At 34.8% G+C, this 13815-nt stretch carries 13 protein-coding genes; 9 read left to right on the top strand and 4 right to left on the bottom strand.

Annotation, left to right across the window (positions count from 1 at the left end; translation table 11 throughout):
• Positions 1 to 42: 42 nt before the first annotated feature.
• On the top strand, positions 43 to 2304 hold the full coding sequence (locus ACQUQZ_RS20895) for a 3-coathanger stack domain-containing protein (RefSeq protein WP_435357034.1): 2262 nt from the start codon (positions 43 to 45) through the stop codon (positions 2302 to 2304).
• 98 nt (positions 2305 to 2402) lie between these two features.
• Here ACQUQZ_RS20895 and ACQUQZ_RS20890 read toward each other — a convergent pair whose 3' ends face one another.
• Positions 2403 to 3035 carry a nitroreductase family protein gene (locus tag ACQUQZ_RS20890; protein ID WP_435357033.1) on the bottom strand — a complete coding sequence of 211 codons (633 nt, stop codon included), beginning with the start codon at positions 3033 to 3035 and terminating at the stop codon, positions 2403 to 2405.
• A 117-nt stretch (positions 3036 to 3152) separates the two neighbouring features.
• Between ACQUQZ_RS20890 and ACQUQZ_RS20885 the strand changes: the two genes are divergently transcribed.
• A complete protein-coding gene (locus tag ACQUQZ_RS20885) occupies positions 3153 to 3548 on the top strand; it encodes a winged helix-turn-helix transcriptional regulator (RefSeq protein WP_435357032.1) in 396 nt (131 codons plus the stop codon).
• A gap of 72 nt (positions 3549 to 3620) precedes the next feature.
• On the opposite strand, the gene ACQUQZ_RS20880 is transcribed toward ACQUQZ_RS20885, so the two are convergent.
• From ACQUQZ_RS20880 to ACQUQZ_RS20870, 3 genes are all read right to left on the bottom strand, one after another.
• Positions 3621 to 3863: a hypothetical protein gene (locus tag ACQUQZ_RS20880; RefSeq protein ID WP_435357031.1), complete on the bottom strand. Its 243-nt coding sequence runs from the start codon at positions 3861 to 3863 to the stop codon at positions 3621 to 3623.
• A 249-nt stretch (positions 3864 to 4112) separates the two neighbouring features.
• The gene (locus ACQUQZ_RS20875) at positions 4113 to 4784 is read right to left on the bottom strand and encodes a hypothetical protein (RefSeq protein ID WP_435357030.1); all 672 of its coding nucleotides are present in this window, start codon (positions 4782 to 4784) and stop codon (positions 4113 to 4115) included.
• A 71-nt stretch (positions 4785 to 4855) separates the two neighbouring features.
• Positions 4856 to 5443, bottom strand: a complete 588-nt coding sequence (locus ACQUQZ_RS20870) for a Crp/Fnr family transcriptional regulator (protein ID WP_435357029.1) — start codon at positions 5441 to 5443, stop codon at positions 4856 to 4858.
• A gap of 121 nt (positions 5444 to 5564) precedes the next feature.
• Here ACQUQZ_RS20870 and ACQUQZ_RS20865 point away from each other — a divergent pair, with 121 nt between their 5' ends.
• The 7 genes from ACQUQZ_RS20865 (at position 5565) to ACQUQZ_RS20835 (ending at position 13747) form a co-directional block, all read left to right on the top strand.
• Complete coding sequence (locus ACQUQZ_RS20865) at positions 5565 to 5933, top strand: Hpt domain-containing protein (protein ID WP_435357028.1); 369 nt, start codon at positions 5565 to 5567, stop codon at positions 5931 to 5933.
• Positions 5934 to 5944: 11 nt separating this feature from the next.
• Entirely contained in the window at positions 5945 to 7072 is a 1128-nt protein-coding gene (locus tag ACQUQZ_RS20860; protein WP_435357027.1) for a glycosyltransferase family 4 protein, read from the top strand.
• Positions 7073 to 7188: 116 nt separating this feature from the next.
• A complete protein-coding gene (locus tag ACQUQZ_RS20855) occupies positions 7189 to 7941 on the top strand; it encodes a TolC family protein (protein WP_435357026.1) in 753 nt (250 codons plus the stop codon).
• Positions 7938 to 10121, top strand: a complete 2184-nt coding sequence (locus ACQUQZ_RS20850; protein WP_435357025.1) for a hypothetical protein — start codon at positions 7938 to 7940, stop codon at positions 10119 to 10121. The genes ACQUQZ_RS20855 and ACQUQZ_RS20850 overlap by 4 nt, the downstream gene beginning before the upstream one ends.
• 46 nt (positions 10122 to 10167) lie before the next feature.
• Positions 10168 to 11616: an O-antigen ligase family protein gene (locus tag ACQUQZ_RS20845; protein ID WP_435357024.1), complete on the top strand. Its 1449-nt coding sequence runs from the start codon at positions 10168 to 10170 to the stop codon at positions 11614 to 11616.
• Positions 11613 to 12566 carry a glycosyltransferase family 2 protein gene (locus ACQUQZ_RS20840; RefSeq protein WP_435357023.1) on the top strand — a complete coding sequence of 318 codons (954 nt, stop codon included), beginning with the start codon at positions 11613 to 11615 and terminating at the stop codon, positions 12564 to 12566. The genes ACQUQZ_RS20845 and ACQUQZ_RS20840 overlap by 4 nt, the downstream gene beginning before the upstream one ends.
• Positions 12563 to 13747 (top strand): glycosyltransferase, encoded by a 1185-nt coding sequence (locus ACQUQZ_RS20835; protein WP_435357022.1) that lies wholly within the window; start codon positions 12563 to 12565, stop codon positions 13745 to 13747. The genes ACQUQZ_RS20840 and ACQUQZ_RS20835 overlap by 4 nt, the downstream gene beginning before the upstream one ends.
• The last annotated feature ends 68 nt before the right edge of the window (positions 13748 to 13815 follow it).

The raw sequence follows: 13815 nt of genomic DNA, 5'->3' as shown, positions 1-13815 counted from the left end.
AAAATCATAAACTTTGCATAAATATCAAAGGTTAATGCAGCTATGATTTTCAGACTATATTTACTTCTATTTTGTTTTGTGTTAAAATCAGTTTCTGCACAAATTATATCAAGTGGCAATACTTGGAAATATTTAGATAATGGCTCTGATCAAGGCACTGCTTGGCAAAGTGCAGGATTTAATGATGCAAGTTGGGCTTCGGGTGCTTCACAATTAGGCTATGGAGATGGGGATGAAGCAACTTTGGTGAGCTTCGGTGGAAATGCAAGCAATAAATATATTACAACTTATTTTCGTAAGAGTTTTTCTGTCGCTACAGTTTTTCCGTACTACAAATTACGTATCAAACGAGACGATGGGGCGGTTGTTTATATCAATGGTAATGAAGTTTTTAGAGATAATATCGCCATTAATCAAAATTATCAGACTCTTGCTTCTTTGGCATCAGATGATGGAAATACTTGGTTGGAAACGACTATTGCAGGTGTAAATTTGCAAGTTGGAATGAATGTGATTGCGGTAGAAATTCACCAAAATACCGCAACAAGTTCTGATATTTCATTTGACTGTGAATTATTGAATTCAAATTATGCAGTTAGTCGAGGCCCTTATTTGCAAATGGGTACATCAAATAGTATGCAGATTCGTTGGCGAACAAATATTGCTTCTACTACAAAAGTTAATTACGGAATAAATCCTACGAATCTTAGTAGTAATGTTTTAGATGTAACCCTGACGACTGAACATATTGTCAATCTTACTGGACTTACGCCAAATACTCAGTATTTTTACTCAATTGGTACATCTACCGAGGTTTTGCAAGGATCAGAGCTAAACTATTTTATTACTGCTCCAACCATCGGTACAGAAAAGAAAACCCGTGTTTGGGTAACAGGCGATTGCGGTACAGGCTTGCCTACACAAGTGGCTGTAAAAGATAAGTTTCTCAACTATGTAGGCAGTCAATACATTGATTTATGGTTGCTTTTAGGCGATAATGCTTATAACTATGGTTATGATTCGGAGTACCAAACGAGGTTTTTTGAGCCCTACCAAAATGCCCGAATCATGAAGCAAACCGTAATTTTTCCAACACCTGGTAACCACGATTATGGAGCAACAGGTACTGCACGGAGCGACCATATTATGCCTTATTATAGCAATTTTAGCTTGCCAATTAATGGGGAGATTGGTGGTGTACCATCTGGGCATAAAGAATATTATTCTTATAATTATGCCAATATCCATTTTGTAAGTTTAGATTCTTATGGTACAGAAACAGCCAGTAATTACCGAATTTACGACATAACAAGCCCACAAATCACTTGGTTGAAGGCTGATTTGGCAGCAAATACACAAAAATGGACGATTTTGTATTGGCATCACCCACCCTATACAATGGGCAGTCATAATTCCGATAATGAGAGTGAACTAAAATTTATTCGACAAAATGTCGTACCAATTTTGGAACAGTATAAGGTTGATTTAGTGCTTTGCGGACATAGCCATAATTATGAACGTTCAAGGCTGATGAAAGGGCATACAGGTTTAGAACCAACTTTCAATGCCGCTCTTCATAATCCTACTTCTTCAAGTGGAAAATACGATGGTTCGACAGACTCTTGCCCCTATGTTAAAACTTCAAATTTACCTAATACTGGTATTGTCTATGTAGTGACAGGCTCGGCAGGTTGGGCAGGAATTACACAACCAAGTTATCCACATAATGCCATGTATTTTTCAAATACCGACAATGCCGGATCTTTGTATTTGGAAATAGAAGCAAATCGCCTCGATGCCAAATGGATTGCTGATGACGGAGTAATTAAAGATAAGTTTACAATGATGAAAGATGTAAACATCAAGCAAACTATTACACAAGCTAATAATTTAACAAATATTGCCCTAAATGCTTCATGGATAGGTGATTATGCTTGGCTAAATGCCAATTTTAGTAGTCGAGGTTTAGTAGTTTCTCCTATCAATAATACTCAGTATATCGTAAAAGATGGAAGCCAATGTTTGGCTGATACTTTTTTGATAAAAATCTCCAATGCTAATTGTCAACCTGCATGGAATTTGATTGGTGCTATTACTTCCAACTCACTCTTAAAATATGAAGCAGGGCAAAGTATTACAGCTAATAATATACTTAATAATGGAGCGAACGTTAATTATGATGCCGCCAAAGCTGTTATACTTCTACCAGGTTTTCAGGCTCAAAATGGTGTAACCTTTAGTGCTAATATTGGCGGTTGTGTCAATATCAATACCCGACTTATGTCTGATGAAAAAAGTCCATAGGAAGAAATTGCAATTTCTTTTTTCAACGGATATAAAAAAAGAACTCCATCCAAGTAAGTCATTGGATGGAGTCTAATAAATCTTGATTATTGAATGAATTACGCAACTACCGTTACAAAATCTTCTGTACTTTTTCTTACTTTTGGTAAATTAACCAACCAGTCACCTTCTACTTTACGGAATCCAATTGGTAATATTACACAACTTCTAAGACCTTTTTCTCTCAACCCTAAAATTTTATCTAAAGCATTTGCATCAAATCCTTCCATTGGGGTGCTATCAACGCCTTCAAATGCCGCTGCAACTACTGCCAAACTAAAGGCAATATAGGCTTGCTTGGCAGCGTGATTAAAGTTTACATCTTCCTCACGATTAGGATACGTATTCAACAACATTTTACGATAATTTTCCCAGCCTTCGTTGCTAAAACCACGAACTTCATTCGTCAGGTCAAACATTTTATTGATACGCTCAGGTGTGTATGTATCCCAAGCGGCAAAAACTAATAAATGAGAGCAATCAGCTACGACCGATTGATTCCACGCAATTGCCTTAATTTCATCTTTAATTGCTTGATTGGTTACAACAATAATTTCAAACGGTTGCAACCCACTTGAAGTAGGAGCAAGGCGAGCAGCTTCTATGATTCTATCAATTTTCTCTTGTGGGACTACTTCTCCAGTCATCGCTTTCGCCGCATAACGCCAATTCATTTTATCAATTAATTCCATTTTCTTTAGTTTGTTTTAATTTTTGATACAAATGTACTACCTTTGCTATATAATAGTAAGTAATATACTAAAAAATATCACTATACTAAAGTATAGCAATTTGATAATCAATGTATTATGGAAACATCGAAAGAATGTAATAGCTATCAAGATTGTCCAGTAGGCTTCATTTTAGCTATTAAAGACACGCTAAACGTAATGAATGGTAAATGGAAATTACCCATCATTGGAGTTTTATTGTTTGGAAAAAGACGATTCAAAGATTTAGAAAAAAATATCCCGAAAATTACACCAAGGATGCTCTCTAAAGAATTGAAAGAGTTAGAAATCAATGGTATTATTGTCAGAAAGGTGCAGCCAACAATACCTGTAACTGTCGAATATGAATTGAGTGATTCTGGCAAATCATTAAAGACGGTGCTTGATTCAATGATTAAATGGGGAAGCAACCATCGCATTGAGGTGATGGGTAAACCTATCGAGGTTTTCGAACTGGATAAATTAGGCGTTTGAAGATTTATTTTTTGATACTGAAGATTTTTTCCAAAGTGAAACTATTGAGAAAGCTTCACTTTGGAGGTTTAATTATGATCTTGATTTAATTTCATCTTGCAATTTTTTCAAACCATTAATAATAACAATTACGAGAGGAAGAAATGCTAATGGCAAGACCGAAAAAGCACTAAATCCTTGTCTAATTCCTAAAAACACCACAGCAAATACCAGAACCATGAGGACTCCAATAAAAGCCGAAATAGCACTTTTGGTTGTTTTTTCTTTGGCTTTAAGCTCTTCTAAACTCATTTTTGAGTATTTGTTTTCTTTCATAAAAATGTTGATTTGACTGTAACTATTTCAATCATTGGTTTTGCTGATTTGTTCTAAAAACCTATTTTTAAATACCTTTCTAACACAAGTAAATACATAGAGTTATTCGAGCAGTTTACTTATACACTTTCAGTATTTATTAATTTTAATTTTTTAGTCGGTATATTATTAAAAATGCTTAATTCCCCACAATATCCCAATAAAAACACCCCAAACCAAAAATTCAAAAACAAATTTTTCTTAGGGTAGTTATTTCTTTAAAAACCTACGAATTGCTACCAAATGAGCGAATAAAACCAAAGGTACAACAACACTTGGTAGTAGATTAAAAGGAAAATAAAGAATGGCAATATTAGGTTGTTCAAAGGCAAATTGTTGGAATGGTAAAGGTGCTGATAATAAAGCATTTATCACAATATTGAGCAATAAAGCAAGGCAAGCAAAATTCCAAAACAAGAGCATTTTCTTGCTCATAAGTTGCTTCACAAATACCAAATAATAGACAATCGGAGCGGTAATTCCTGCTAAAATATCAAAGTTTCTCCCTTCAAAAGTCATAAGTTGAGGAATCTTTTTTTGCAGAAATAACCAAAGCAATACAATCTCAACAGGGATTCTGACAATGTGTATTAAAGTTATTTTTTCGATTGAAAGTTGATCGATAAATGCCTGTCCTTTGTTTGTATTGAATATAATAATAATCAAAAGAATAGCAGGAGCTATCAACAATAAAAATCTTGGAGGAAAAGAATTGAGGTTAGAGTAAAAGCCAGATATACCCATCAAACTCTGAAAAATTGCCCAAAGAATGACAATGATTAATGCAATTTTAGAATAATTGACCGTTCTTGAAAATAACCATAAAGTCAAGAGTGTTGTACAGGTAAAAACAATGCTGATGTAGGAAGGAAGATTGCTCATTGCGGTATATTTTGATTGCTTAGCAAAGGTCAGTTACAAAAAAGAAATTTTACTTAGCAAATGGCAAGAAATCATCCTCCTTTTTTCGTAAATTCTTTTCTGATTCTACTCAATGAAGTATCTGTAATCCCCAAATAAGTTGCGATGTTTTTGAGGGGAGCATTTTGTAGGATTTCAGGCTTGGTGAGTATCAAATCTTCGTATCGTTCTTCAGCAGTTTGGTTAATCATCGAAAGCATGCGTTGCTTCAATGTAGTGATGTTTTGTACCAATACTTTTCTCCCAAATTCTCGAAATTCAGGAATCGAATGAAACAATATTTGTACTTGTTCATAGTTGATTATCAGTCCTTTGCAGTCTGTCAGTGCTTGAAAACTTTCTTGAGCAGGTGTGCGATTAAAAAATGAAGAGACTTCTAAAACTATGTGGTTTTTAGTATAAAAATTGGTGGTAATATCATTACCTTCGGTATCAAAAGTATAAGAGCGAATTAAACCATCCAATAAAAAAACATACTCATTGCTGATTTTCCCTTCTTGAACCAAATAATGATTCTTTGGTATAGAAATGTCTTTAAAATGGTTGACAATCTCGGTTGCTATGGTTGTCGGAATTGGAAGAATATTTTGGATAAATAGTAACAGATTATTGTTAGCCATTCGTTTTTATTAGATAAATAGAATTAGACAGTTAGTTTTCTGCTAATATATAATAAATTTATAAACACACGTGCTTGATGGTACAATATTTGCAAATAAATAATTTATAAAAATTCCTAATATGTTTGCTTTCAATCCATTACTTAACGCCGACTACCTCCAAGAAATCTATGGGGGGGATTTAACCATCATTCAAATAATGTTTGAGTCTTTTTTAGATGATAACATGCCTATTTGGGAAAAAATCTCAGATGAAATCAATAACAAAAATTATAAGGCAGTTGGAGATATGGCACACCAAGTGAAGCCATCGTTTTCAATGGTTGGGCTTACATTTTTGCATCCAAAACTTCAAGATTTTGAGACGTATGCTAAAGCAAATCCTGATGGTGGTGAACTACAAAAAAGATACGAAACACTAGCAGTCGAAATCAATCACGCAAAATTAGTTATCAAAGACGAACTAAAGCGTTTGAACGAATTTATTTAATCTCCCCAAAAATGAAAATAGGCATTGAGGCCCAGCGACTTTTTCGCCCGCATAAGCATGGGATGGATATTGTTGCCTTAGAATTAATACGTGCTTTACAAGTAATTGATTCTAAAAACGAATATTTTGTTTTTGTAAAAGCAGATGAAGACCATACTTGTTTGAGTGAAACATCCAATTTTCACATCATCCAAGTACCAGGAGGAAACTATGTTTTTTGGGAACAAGTCATGCTACCAATTTATGCAAAAAAATACGGAGTTGACATACTTCATTGCACCAGCAATACAGCTCCGATGTTTTTGTCGATGCCGTTGGTATTGACACTTCATGACGTCATTTTTATGGAGAAAACCTCAGGCAAAAACACCTCATCGAATTACCAAAAATTTGGAAATCTTTATCGCAAATGGCTTGTGCCGAAAATTGTAGGTAAATGCCAACAAATCGTAACGATTTCGGCTGTTGAACAAGCCAATATCTCTAAAGTTTTGGGTTTGAACAAAGATGCTATTGCAGTAGTTCATAACGGAGTAAGTGGTCGTTTTGGCGTAAAACCAAGTGCAGAAACGCTCAATGAAGTGCGGAACAAACTGCATTTGGAAGAAGATTTCTTTTTGTTTTTGGGAAATGTTGAACCACGTAAAAATGTAGGCAATACAGTAAAGGCATTTGTATTATTTGCCAAGATAAATCCAAAAGTTAAGTTAGTGATTACTGGCTTGAAGCAATCATTTGTTGAAGATATTTTGAATGAAATCGGTGAAATTGATTACCTCAAACGTTTTGTTTTGGCGGGCTTTGTAGAAGAAAATGTGTTGCTGACATTGTATGCTGAAGCTAAGGTTTTTTTATATCCGTCGCTTCGGGAAGGCTTTGGATTACCAATTTTGGAGGCAATGGCTTTTGGAACACCAGTTGTTACTTCAAATATTTCAGCAATGCCCGAGGTAGCTGGAGATGCAGCTTTTTTGGTCAATCCGTACTCAGTTGAAGAAATAGCTACTGCTATGCAGACTGCTTATGAAAACGAGGCCCTTCGAAAAGAAAAAATTACTTTGGGATATTTAAGACCAAGTATGTTTACGTGGGAAAAAACTGCACAAAAAATGCTTAATATCTATCAAAACGGAAGGTAAAAGTCTTGTTTGTGAAAAATATCGTATTTATAAAAGGTGCCCACACAGATATAGGCATAGTTTTTGACAAGAGTATATTTATTACTTGTAACTATAGCTAAATTACTAATAGAACCATGATCTGGTATAAAAAATATAGCATTGGATTGACAATTTGGATAAGCTTAGGGTTAATTCCGACAAAAGCAATTTGTCAAAAGCTTTCAACAGATTCGCTTTTAGTGAAGGCTTTCGCAACTGATCAACTTTTACCAATTTTGATTAACTCGGCACAAAAACTTTCTCCACAAATTAGAAGAGTAGCTGGTAGTGTTGCTTTGGCTGAAGCCAATCAGCGAATAAATAAAAATGTAATTTATAGCGGCTTGTCATTTTTATCAAGCTATTATTATGGGACGAATTATTCGGCGGTAAGTACGCAGAACATACAAAATAATCTTACAACTGCCCAAACAGGTTTTTATAATATAGGGGTAGGCTTACAAATTCCAATCACTAATATCATTAACAGGAAACACCTGTTGAGTTCTGGTCAATCATTGATAGAAATTGCAGAAGCTGAGAAAGACAATTCAGCTTTAGTGGTAAAACAAGAGGTAATTAGGCTCTACCAAGCTCTAAAATTATCACATAGACTTTTGTTCTTAAGTAGAAACATCAGACAGGCTGCCGAAGTAAATTATAAAATGGCAGAAAGAGATTTTATGCAAGGACAAATAACGGTAGAGCAAAATTCGAGAGTGTTAGATATGTTTAATAAAGCAAAGATTGATTACGAAACAAACCTCAATAGTTTCCAGACTGGTCTTATGCTTCTTGATGCTTATACAGGTGTGAGCTTTTCAACATTACTAAATCAGGTAAAATGAGTTTTTTACATTTTTTAAAATTACTTTCCAAAAATATAATTTGGTTACTACTGATTCCTTTGGTTTTGGCAGCAGCTATCTATTACTTTACCCGAAATGAAAAAAAAGTTTATGCGTCAGAATCAACTATTTATACTGGAATCGCCTCTGGATATGACCTTAATGGCTCTACAAAAGCCGATTATTTTGCATCCAGTAATGCCTTCGATAATTTGCTTTCATTGATTGAGTCAAGAGATACTAAGCAGGATGTGGCTTATGATTTGATTGCTGAACATCTATTCTTGAAAAAACATGATCCTAATATGCTTACTTGGGCAACTTATGACCAACTGCAAAAGTTGATAAGCCCTGAGCTAAGAGCTAAGTTAGTAAAACCAACCTTGGCCGAAACACGTGCCGCTGTAGTGAGTTGTGCAATTAAAAGTAATGACAATGAAATTTACAAATTGCTTTATTCTGACAACGCATTTTATTCGTTTGAAGCTCTTAAAAATGTAAAAGCTTCTCGTATGAGCAATAGTGATTTAATTAAGATTTCTTATGAAAGTAATGATCCTTATGTTTGTAAAAGAACACTTGAGCTATTGGAAACGACATTTATGCGTAAGAATAAGTTGCTGAGAGAAGGGCAAACAGGAACGGTAGTCAATTATTTTGAGAATGAAACAAAAAGAGCTTTTGCTAAACTTGATTCTTCGGAACGTAATTTTCTAAACTTTAATAAAGATAATAATATCATCAACTACTATGAGCAAACCAAAGCCGTAGCGGGAGAAAAAGAAATTTTGTATGCCATGAACCATAACTTAGAGATGGAAAAAATGGCTGCAGGCTCTTCTTTAGATAAAGTAAATAGCAATCTCAAAGGTAGATTAAATCAAATATTTTATGGCGAAGAAATTGTCAGAGAGAGAGATAAATTGACCGATATTTATAATAAAGTTGCGTTAAGTGAAATAGTAAATACCGATGGAAGCAATAAAAAACAAGTAGATAGCTTGAAAAACGTAGCAACAAAGGTAGAAGCAAGCCTAAAAACAACCTTAGATAAATTATCAACAGAAAGCAGTTTGCCTAATGGGATACCTACTAAAAGTGTATTGGATGAATGGTTAAAAACGACACTTGCTTATGAACAAAGTAAAGCAAAGTTAACCGTAATGGATAAACGTAAAAAGGAGTTTGAAATAGAGTATCAAAAATTTGCACCATTAGGAGCAATGTTAAAGAAAATTGAGCGTCAGATTGGTGTGTCAGAGGCAGAGTATTTAGAACTTTTGCATGGTTTAAATATGGCTCGATTGACACAGCAGAATACCGAACTTACCTCAAAGCTCAATGTAGTTGATCCACCTTTCTTACCATTAAAACCAAGTGCTTCAAAAAGAATGGTTCTGGTGGTTGTAGGCTTTGTGGTTGGTTTTATTTTAGTTTTAGCAGTTATTTTGGCTAATGCTTTAATTAATAAAACCCTATTAGAGCCTTTGAGAGCTAAAAGAACGATAGATACTCCTTTGTTGGGTATTTATCCTTTATTGAACGAAAATCCAAATTTTATCAAAAAAGCTAATTTACGTATTTTACAACAGTTTTTAGCTACTGTTGATACTAGGCAAAAGCCAATTGTAGTGGGTGTATTAAGTACACAAAAAGGAGAAGGAAAATCAACAATTATTAATTTGTTGGAGCGAGAATTATTAGATTTGAATTATAGTGTTGAAAAACAAATACTGTTAGATAATTCTACTGATGCTTCACCTTCTTATTTACCACTTACAATAAAAGAAAAAGAAAATAAATTATTGGGAATTTCAATGCCTATTAATTTGGATGGACAATTAATGGAAAGAGCGAATAGATTGGCTGAAACCAAAGACTTTGTTTTGATTGAGTTTCCACCATTAGATGATATCATTATAAAACCAGGACTTTTTCCTGAACTTAATTACTCAATTTTGGTTTGTCGAGCCAATCGTGTTTGGGGCAAAGTCGATAAAGAAATATTAACGATATTTACAAAAACAACAGAAAAAAAACCATTATTTATCCTTAATGGCGTGGACACTGACTTTGCCGAAGAATATATAGGAGAAGTTCCAAAGAAAAGAACCCACCTCCGAACACTCATAAAAAGACTAGTTAAATTTGAATTTGGTAATAGAAAACGAATTCGATAAGCTATTTGGAGTTTTCCCATGGTAATTGAAAGGAGGGAAGATAAGTATGGAAAGTAACGCATTTTACATATCGAATAGAAATAAACTAAAGGAGATTTGGTTAATTCCAGCATTGTTTTTTGCTGTTGCATTTGGTTGGTTGATTGCCACCAGAGGCATGTCCATGGGTATTTTACTTTTAATAATACCTTTCCTTATAGGCTTTGTATCCTTAATTTTTTTAAAGCCTCGTATTGGTCTGATTGTATTTATGTTTTATTGCTTTATCCAGCCTACACTTGGTAAACATATAGAAGGCCCCCAATTTGGTTTGGGACAAGATGGCTTATTGTTATTAACATGGTTAGGTGTATTTTTTTATAGAACCAGTCGATTTAGATTTAGACATTTGAATAATGATTTAGTATGGCTGGCATTAGTGTGGTTTGCTATCACCGTCCTACAAATAGGAAACCCTGAAAGACCAAGTATTTTAGGGTGGTTTTATGAAATGAGGTCAGCAACATTATACTGGGTTTTGTCAATTCCTTTGGCGTTTTTCTTATTTAATAAAAAGAAAGATGTTGACCTTTTTTTGAATATCATCATTGTTCTCTCTTTGATAGGTGCTTTATATGGTGCAAAGCAATTGTTTATAGGAGTTGATGAAGCCGAGAATCGCTGGTTAGAGGCGGGAGCAAAAAAAACACATATCCTTTTTGGAAAGTTACGGGTGTTTTCATATTATGCTGAAGCGGGGCAGTTTGGAGCTTCACAAGCACAATTGGCGATCATGTGTATTATTTTAGCGATTGGCCCCCATTCTCAAAAATTGAAAATTTGGTATGGTATAGCAGGATTAGTAATTTTTTATGGAATGTTGATATCGGGTACAAGAGGAGCGATGGCTGCTTTGGTTGGCGGAGGATTTACATTTTTGGTATTAAGTAAACAAGTGAAGATTCTAATATTGGGCGGTATTGTTGGTATTGGTTTTTTAGGGGTATTAAAATATACTTCTATTGGTAGTGGGAATGACCAAATTCAGCGATTGAGAACCTCATTAGACCCTGAAGACCCTTCTTTAAAAGTTAGGCTTTTCAACCAAAAAATATTGAAAGACTATTTGGCAACCAAGCCTTTTGGTACGGGTGTAGGGACAATTGGTCAGTGGGGTACAACCTATAACGCAGATAAATATATTTCAACAATACCACCAGATAGTTTGTACGTCAAAATATGGGCAATGTATGGTGTTATTGGGTTCATTATATGGTTTGGTATTATGTTGTATATCACTGGAAAATCAGCCGGGATAATTTGGAAAACCCGTGACCCCGTGCTTAGAAATAAGTTGATGTCGTTATGTGGGGGAGCTACTGGGATATTATTATGTAGTTATGGCAATGAAGTATTAAATGCTATGCCATCATCTATGATTGTTTATATTAGTTGGACCTTGATTTGGTTAAGTCCAAGGTGGGACACACCGCAACCTCAAACAATTACCGCATGAAAGAACCTTTAGTTTCAATAATTACTGTAAATTACGATACTCCAGAAGTAACGGCAGCTATGCTGCGTTCGTTGGATAAACTGACCTACCAAAATTGGGAAGTTATCGTGGTTGATAATGCTTCGCCCAATCATTCTTCTGTGGTTTTGAAGAATGAATTTCCATTTATCAAGCATGTCAGTAGTCCCGAAAACCTTGGTTTTGCAGGGGGAAATAACATTGGCTTACAATTTGCTAAAGGAGACTTTGCTTTTTTTATCAACAATGATACTGAGGTTACGCCCAATTTAGTGACAGAATTAGTGGCATATTTGCAGACACACCCCAAATGTGCGATGGCTTGCCCAAAAATCAAATACTTTTATATGCCTGATACGATTCAATATGCAGGAGCGATTGGTCTGCATCCCCTCACGAGTAGAAGCTATGATATTGGATATTTACAAAAAGATAATGGTCAGTTTGATGATTGTAGAGTAACCGATTTGCCGAACGGTGCTGCCATGATGATTCCTATGAAATTATTGAATCAAGTGGGGCCGATGAGTGAAATGTATTTTTTATATTACGAAGAATTAGATTGGGCGGCAAGGTTTAAAAAAGCAGGCTATGAAGTTCATTATGTTGGCACTGCAGAAATTTATCATAAAGAATCTGTTTCAACAGGGAAGAATTCGCCCTTCAAAACTTATTATATCTACCGAAATCGCTTTTTGTATATTCGTCGCAATTATAGTGGTTTCAAATGGCTGATTGCAAGTACTTTTTTTGTGTTGGTTTCCTCAATGGTTCATATTCTTAAACATGGATTAAAGAAAGAATGGGAACATTCAAAATCTATTTGGAAAGCTCTATTATGGAATTTTTCAAAACCACACCACAAAGAGCCTAATAACCATTCGTCCACTTTTATTGGAAAAACAAAAATAGATTTGATGCCAACACTATGATACAAACCATAAGTACCTCGATTCAATATTTCATTCTTGTTTATCTCACCATTCAGGTGGGCTACCTATTATTTTTCTCATTGGCTGGAAAAATTGGCAAAAAAACGCACTTTACTCAAGCCAAAACTTTGAGAAAAATACGCATTTTTATTCCAGGATATAAAGAAGATTCGGTCATCATTGATACAGCTAAAAATGCGATTCAACAAGACTACCCGAAAGAACTTTTCGAGGTTGTTATCATTGCAGATTCGTTTAGTCAATCTACTTTAGCTACACTCAAAACCCTACCAATTAAGGTTGTAGAAGTGAGTTTTGAAAAAAGTACGAAGGGAAAAGCCCTTCAAAAAGCTATTGAAGCAACCGCCCATGAGCCAGTTGATATTTTATTGATTTTGGATGCCGATAATCACATTGCAGATGGTTTTTTACATGCAGTCAATAATGCTTTTGAGCAAGGATATGAAGCTGTACAAGGACACCGAACTGCCAAGAATACCCAAACACCTTTCGCTCTCTTAGATGCTTGTACTGAAGAAATTAACAATCATATTTTCCGTAGAGGGCATGTGGCGGTAGGTTTACCTTCTGCTTTGATTGGTAGCGGAATGGCTTTTGACTGGAAGTTATTTGTGTCGCTTTTAGAAGATATTGGTGATACATCAGGCGAAGATAAAGAATTGGAATTTAGATTGGTGAGACTCAGAAAAAAAGTAGCTTTCTTGGACGGACAATATGTTTATGACGAAAAAGTTGCAAAAACTGATGTTTTCAGTCAACAGAGAAGCAGATGGCTGGCTACACAAGTTGAGTTTTTTGAAAAATATTTTATCGAAGGTTGGTTCCAACTTTTCAAGGGAAATGTTGCCTTTTTTAACAAAGTATTCCAAACATATTTGTTTCCAAGAGTGATGTTGGTCGGGGTTTTAGGCTTATGGTTATTCTTTACATTTTTCTTTGCAAGCCAATTTATAAACTTTAGTGTAGCATTATTTATCGCTCTAGCTATTGCATTACTCATGGGTATTCCATCACAATGGTATAATAAGCAGTTATTAAAGGCATTTTTGCAGATACCTATTGCATTAATCTCCATGCTAAAAGCCATGTTGAAAATTGGTAAGGCTCGTAAGCAATTTATTCATACGCCGCATGGCGATTCACCTCAAAATAGCCATTAATTATGCCTTGGGATATCATTGCCATACCAGCTATTCTTAGTCTTATTTGGGGCTTCAAACAAGGTTTG

The organism is Emticicia sp. SJ17W-69 (assembly GCF_051209875.1).
Classification (GTDB): Bacteria; Bacteroidota; Bacteroidia; order Cytophagales; family Spirosomataceae; genus Emticicia.
This window is presented reverse-complemented; position numbering and strand designations above follow the sequence as displayed.

Excerpts from the sequence above, each read along its gene's own strand:
- ACQUQZ_RS20895 (WP_435357034.1), top strand. The coding sequence starts at position 43 with ATGATTTTCAGACTATATTTACTTCTATTTTGTTTTGTGTTAAAATCA.
- ACQUQZ_RS20890 (WP_435357033.1), bottom strand. The coding sequence starts at position 3,035 with ATGGAATTAATTGATAAAATGAATTGGCGTTATGCGGCGAAAGCGATG.
- ACQUQZ_RS20885 (WP_435357032.1), top strand. The coding sequence starts at position 3,153 with ATGGAAACATCGAAAGAATGTAATAGCTATCAAGATTGTCCAGTAGGC.
- ACQUQZ_RS20880 (WP_435357031.1), bottom strand. The coding sequence starts at position 3,863 with ATGAAAGAAAACAAATACTCAAAAATGAGTTTAGAAGAGCTTAAAGCC.
- ACQUQZ_RS20875 (WP_435357030.1), bottom strand. The coding sequence starts at position 4,784 with ATGAGCAATCTTCCTTCCTACATCAGCATTGTTTTTACCTGTACAACA.
- ACQUQZ_RS20870 (WP_435357029.1), bottom strand. The coding sequence starts at position 5,443 with ATGGCTAACAATAATCTGTTACTATTTATCCAAAATATTCTTCCAATT.
- ACQUQZ_RS20865 (WP_435357028.1), top strand. The coding sequence starts at position 5,565 with ATGTTTGCTTTCAATCCATTACTTAACGCCGACTACCTCCAAGAAATC.
- ACQUQZ_RS20860 (WP_435357027.1), top strand. The coding sequence starts at position 5,945 with ATGAAAATAGGCATTGAGGCCCAGCGACTTTTTCGCCCGCATAAGCAT.
- ACQUQZ_RS20855 (WP_435357026.1), top strand. The coding sequence starts at position 7,189 with ATGATCTGGTATAAAAAATATAGCATTGGATTGACAATTTGGATAAGC.
- ACQUQZ_RS20850 (WP_435357025.1), top strand. The coding sequence starts at position 7,938 with ATGAGTTTTTTACATTTTTTAAAATTACTTTCCAAAAATATAATTTGG.
- ACQUQZ_RS20845 (WP_435357024.1), top strand. The coding sequence starts at position 10,168 with ATGGAAAGTAACGCATTTTACATATCGAATAGAAATAAACTAAAGGAG.
- ACQUQZ_RS20840 (WP_435357023.1), top strand. The coding sequence starts at position 11,613 with ATGAAAGAACCTTTAGTTTCAATAATTACTGTAAATTACGATACTCCA.
- ACQUQZ_RS20835 (WP_435357022.1), top strand. The coding sequence starts at position 12,563 with ATGATACAAACCATAAGTACCTCGATTCAATATTTCATTCTTGTTTAT.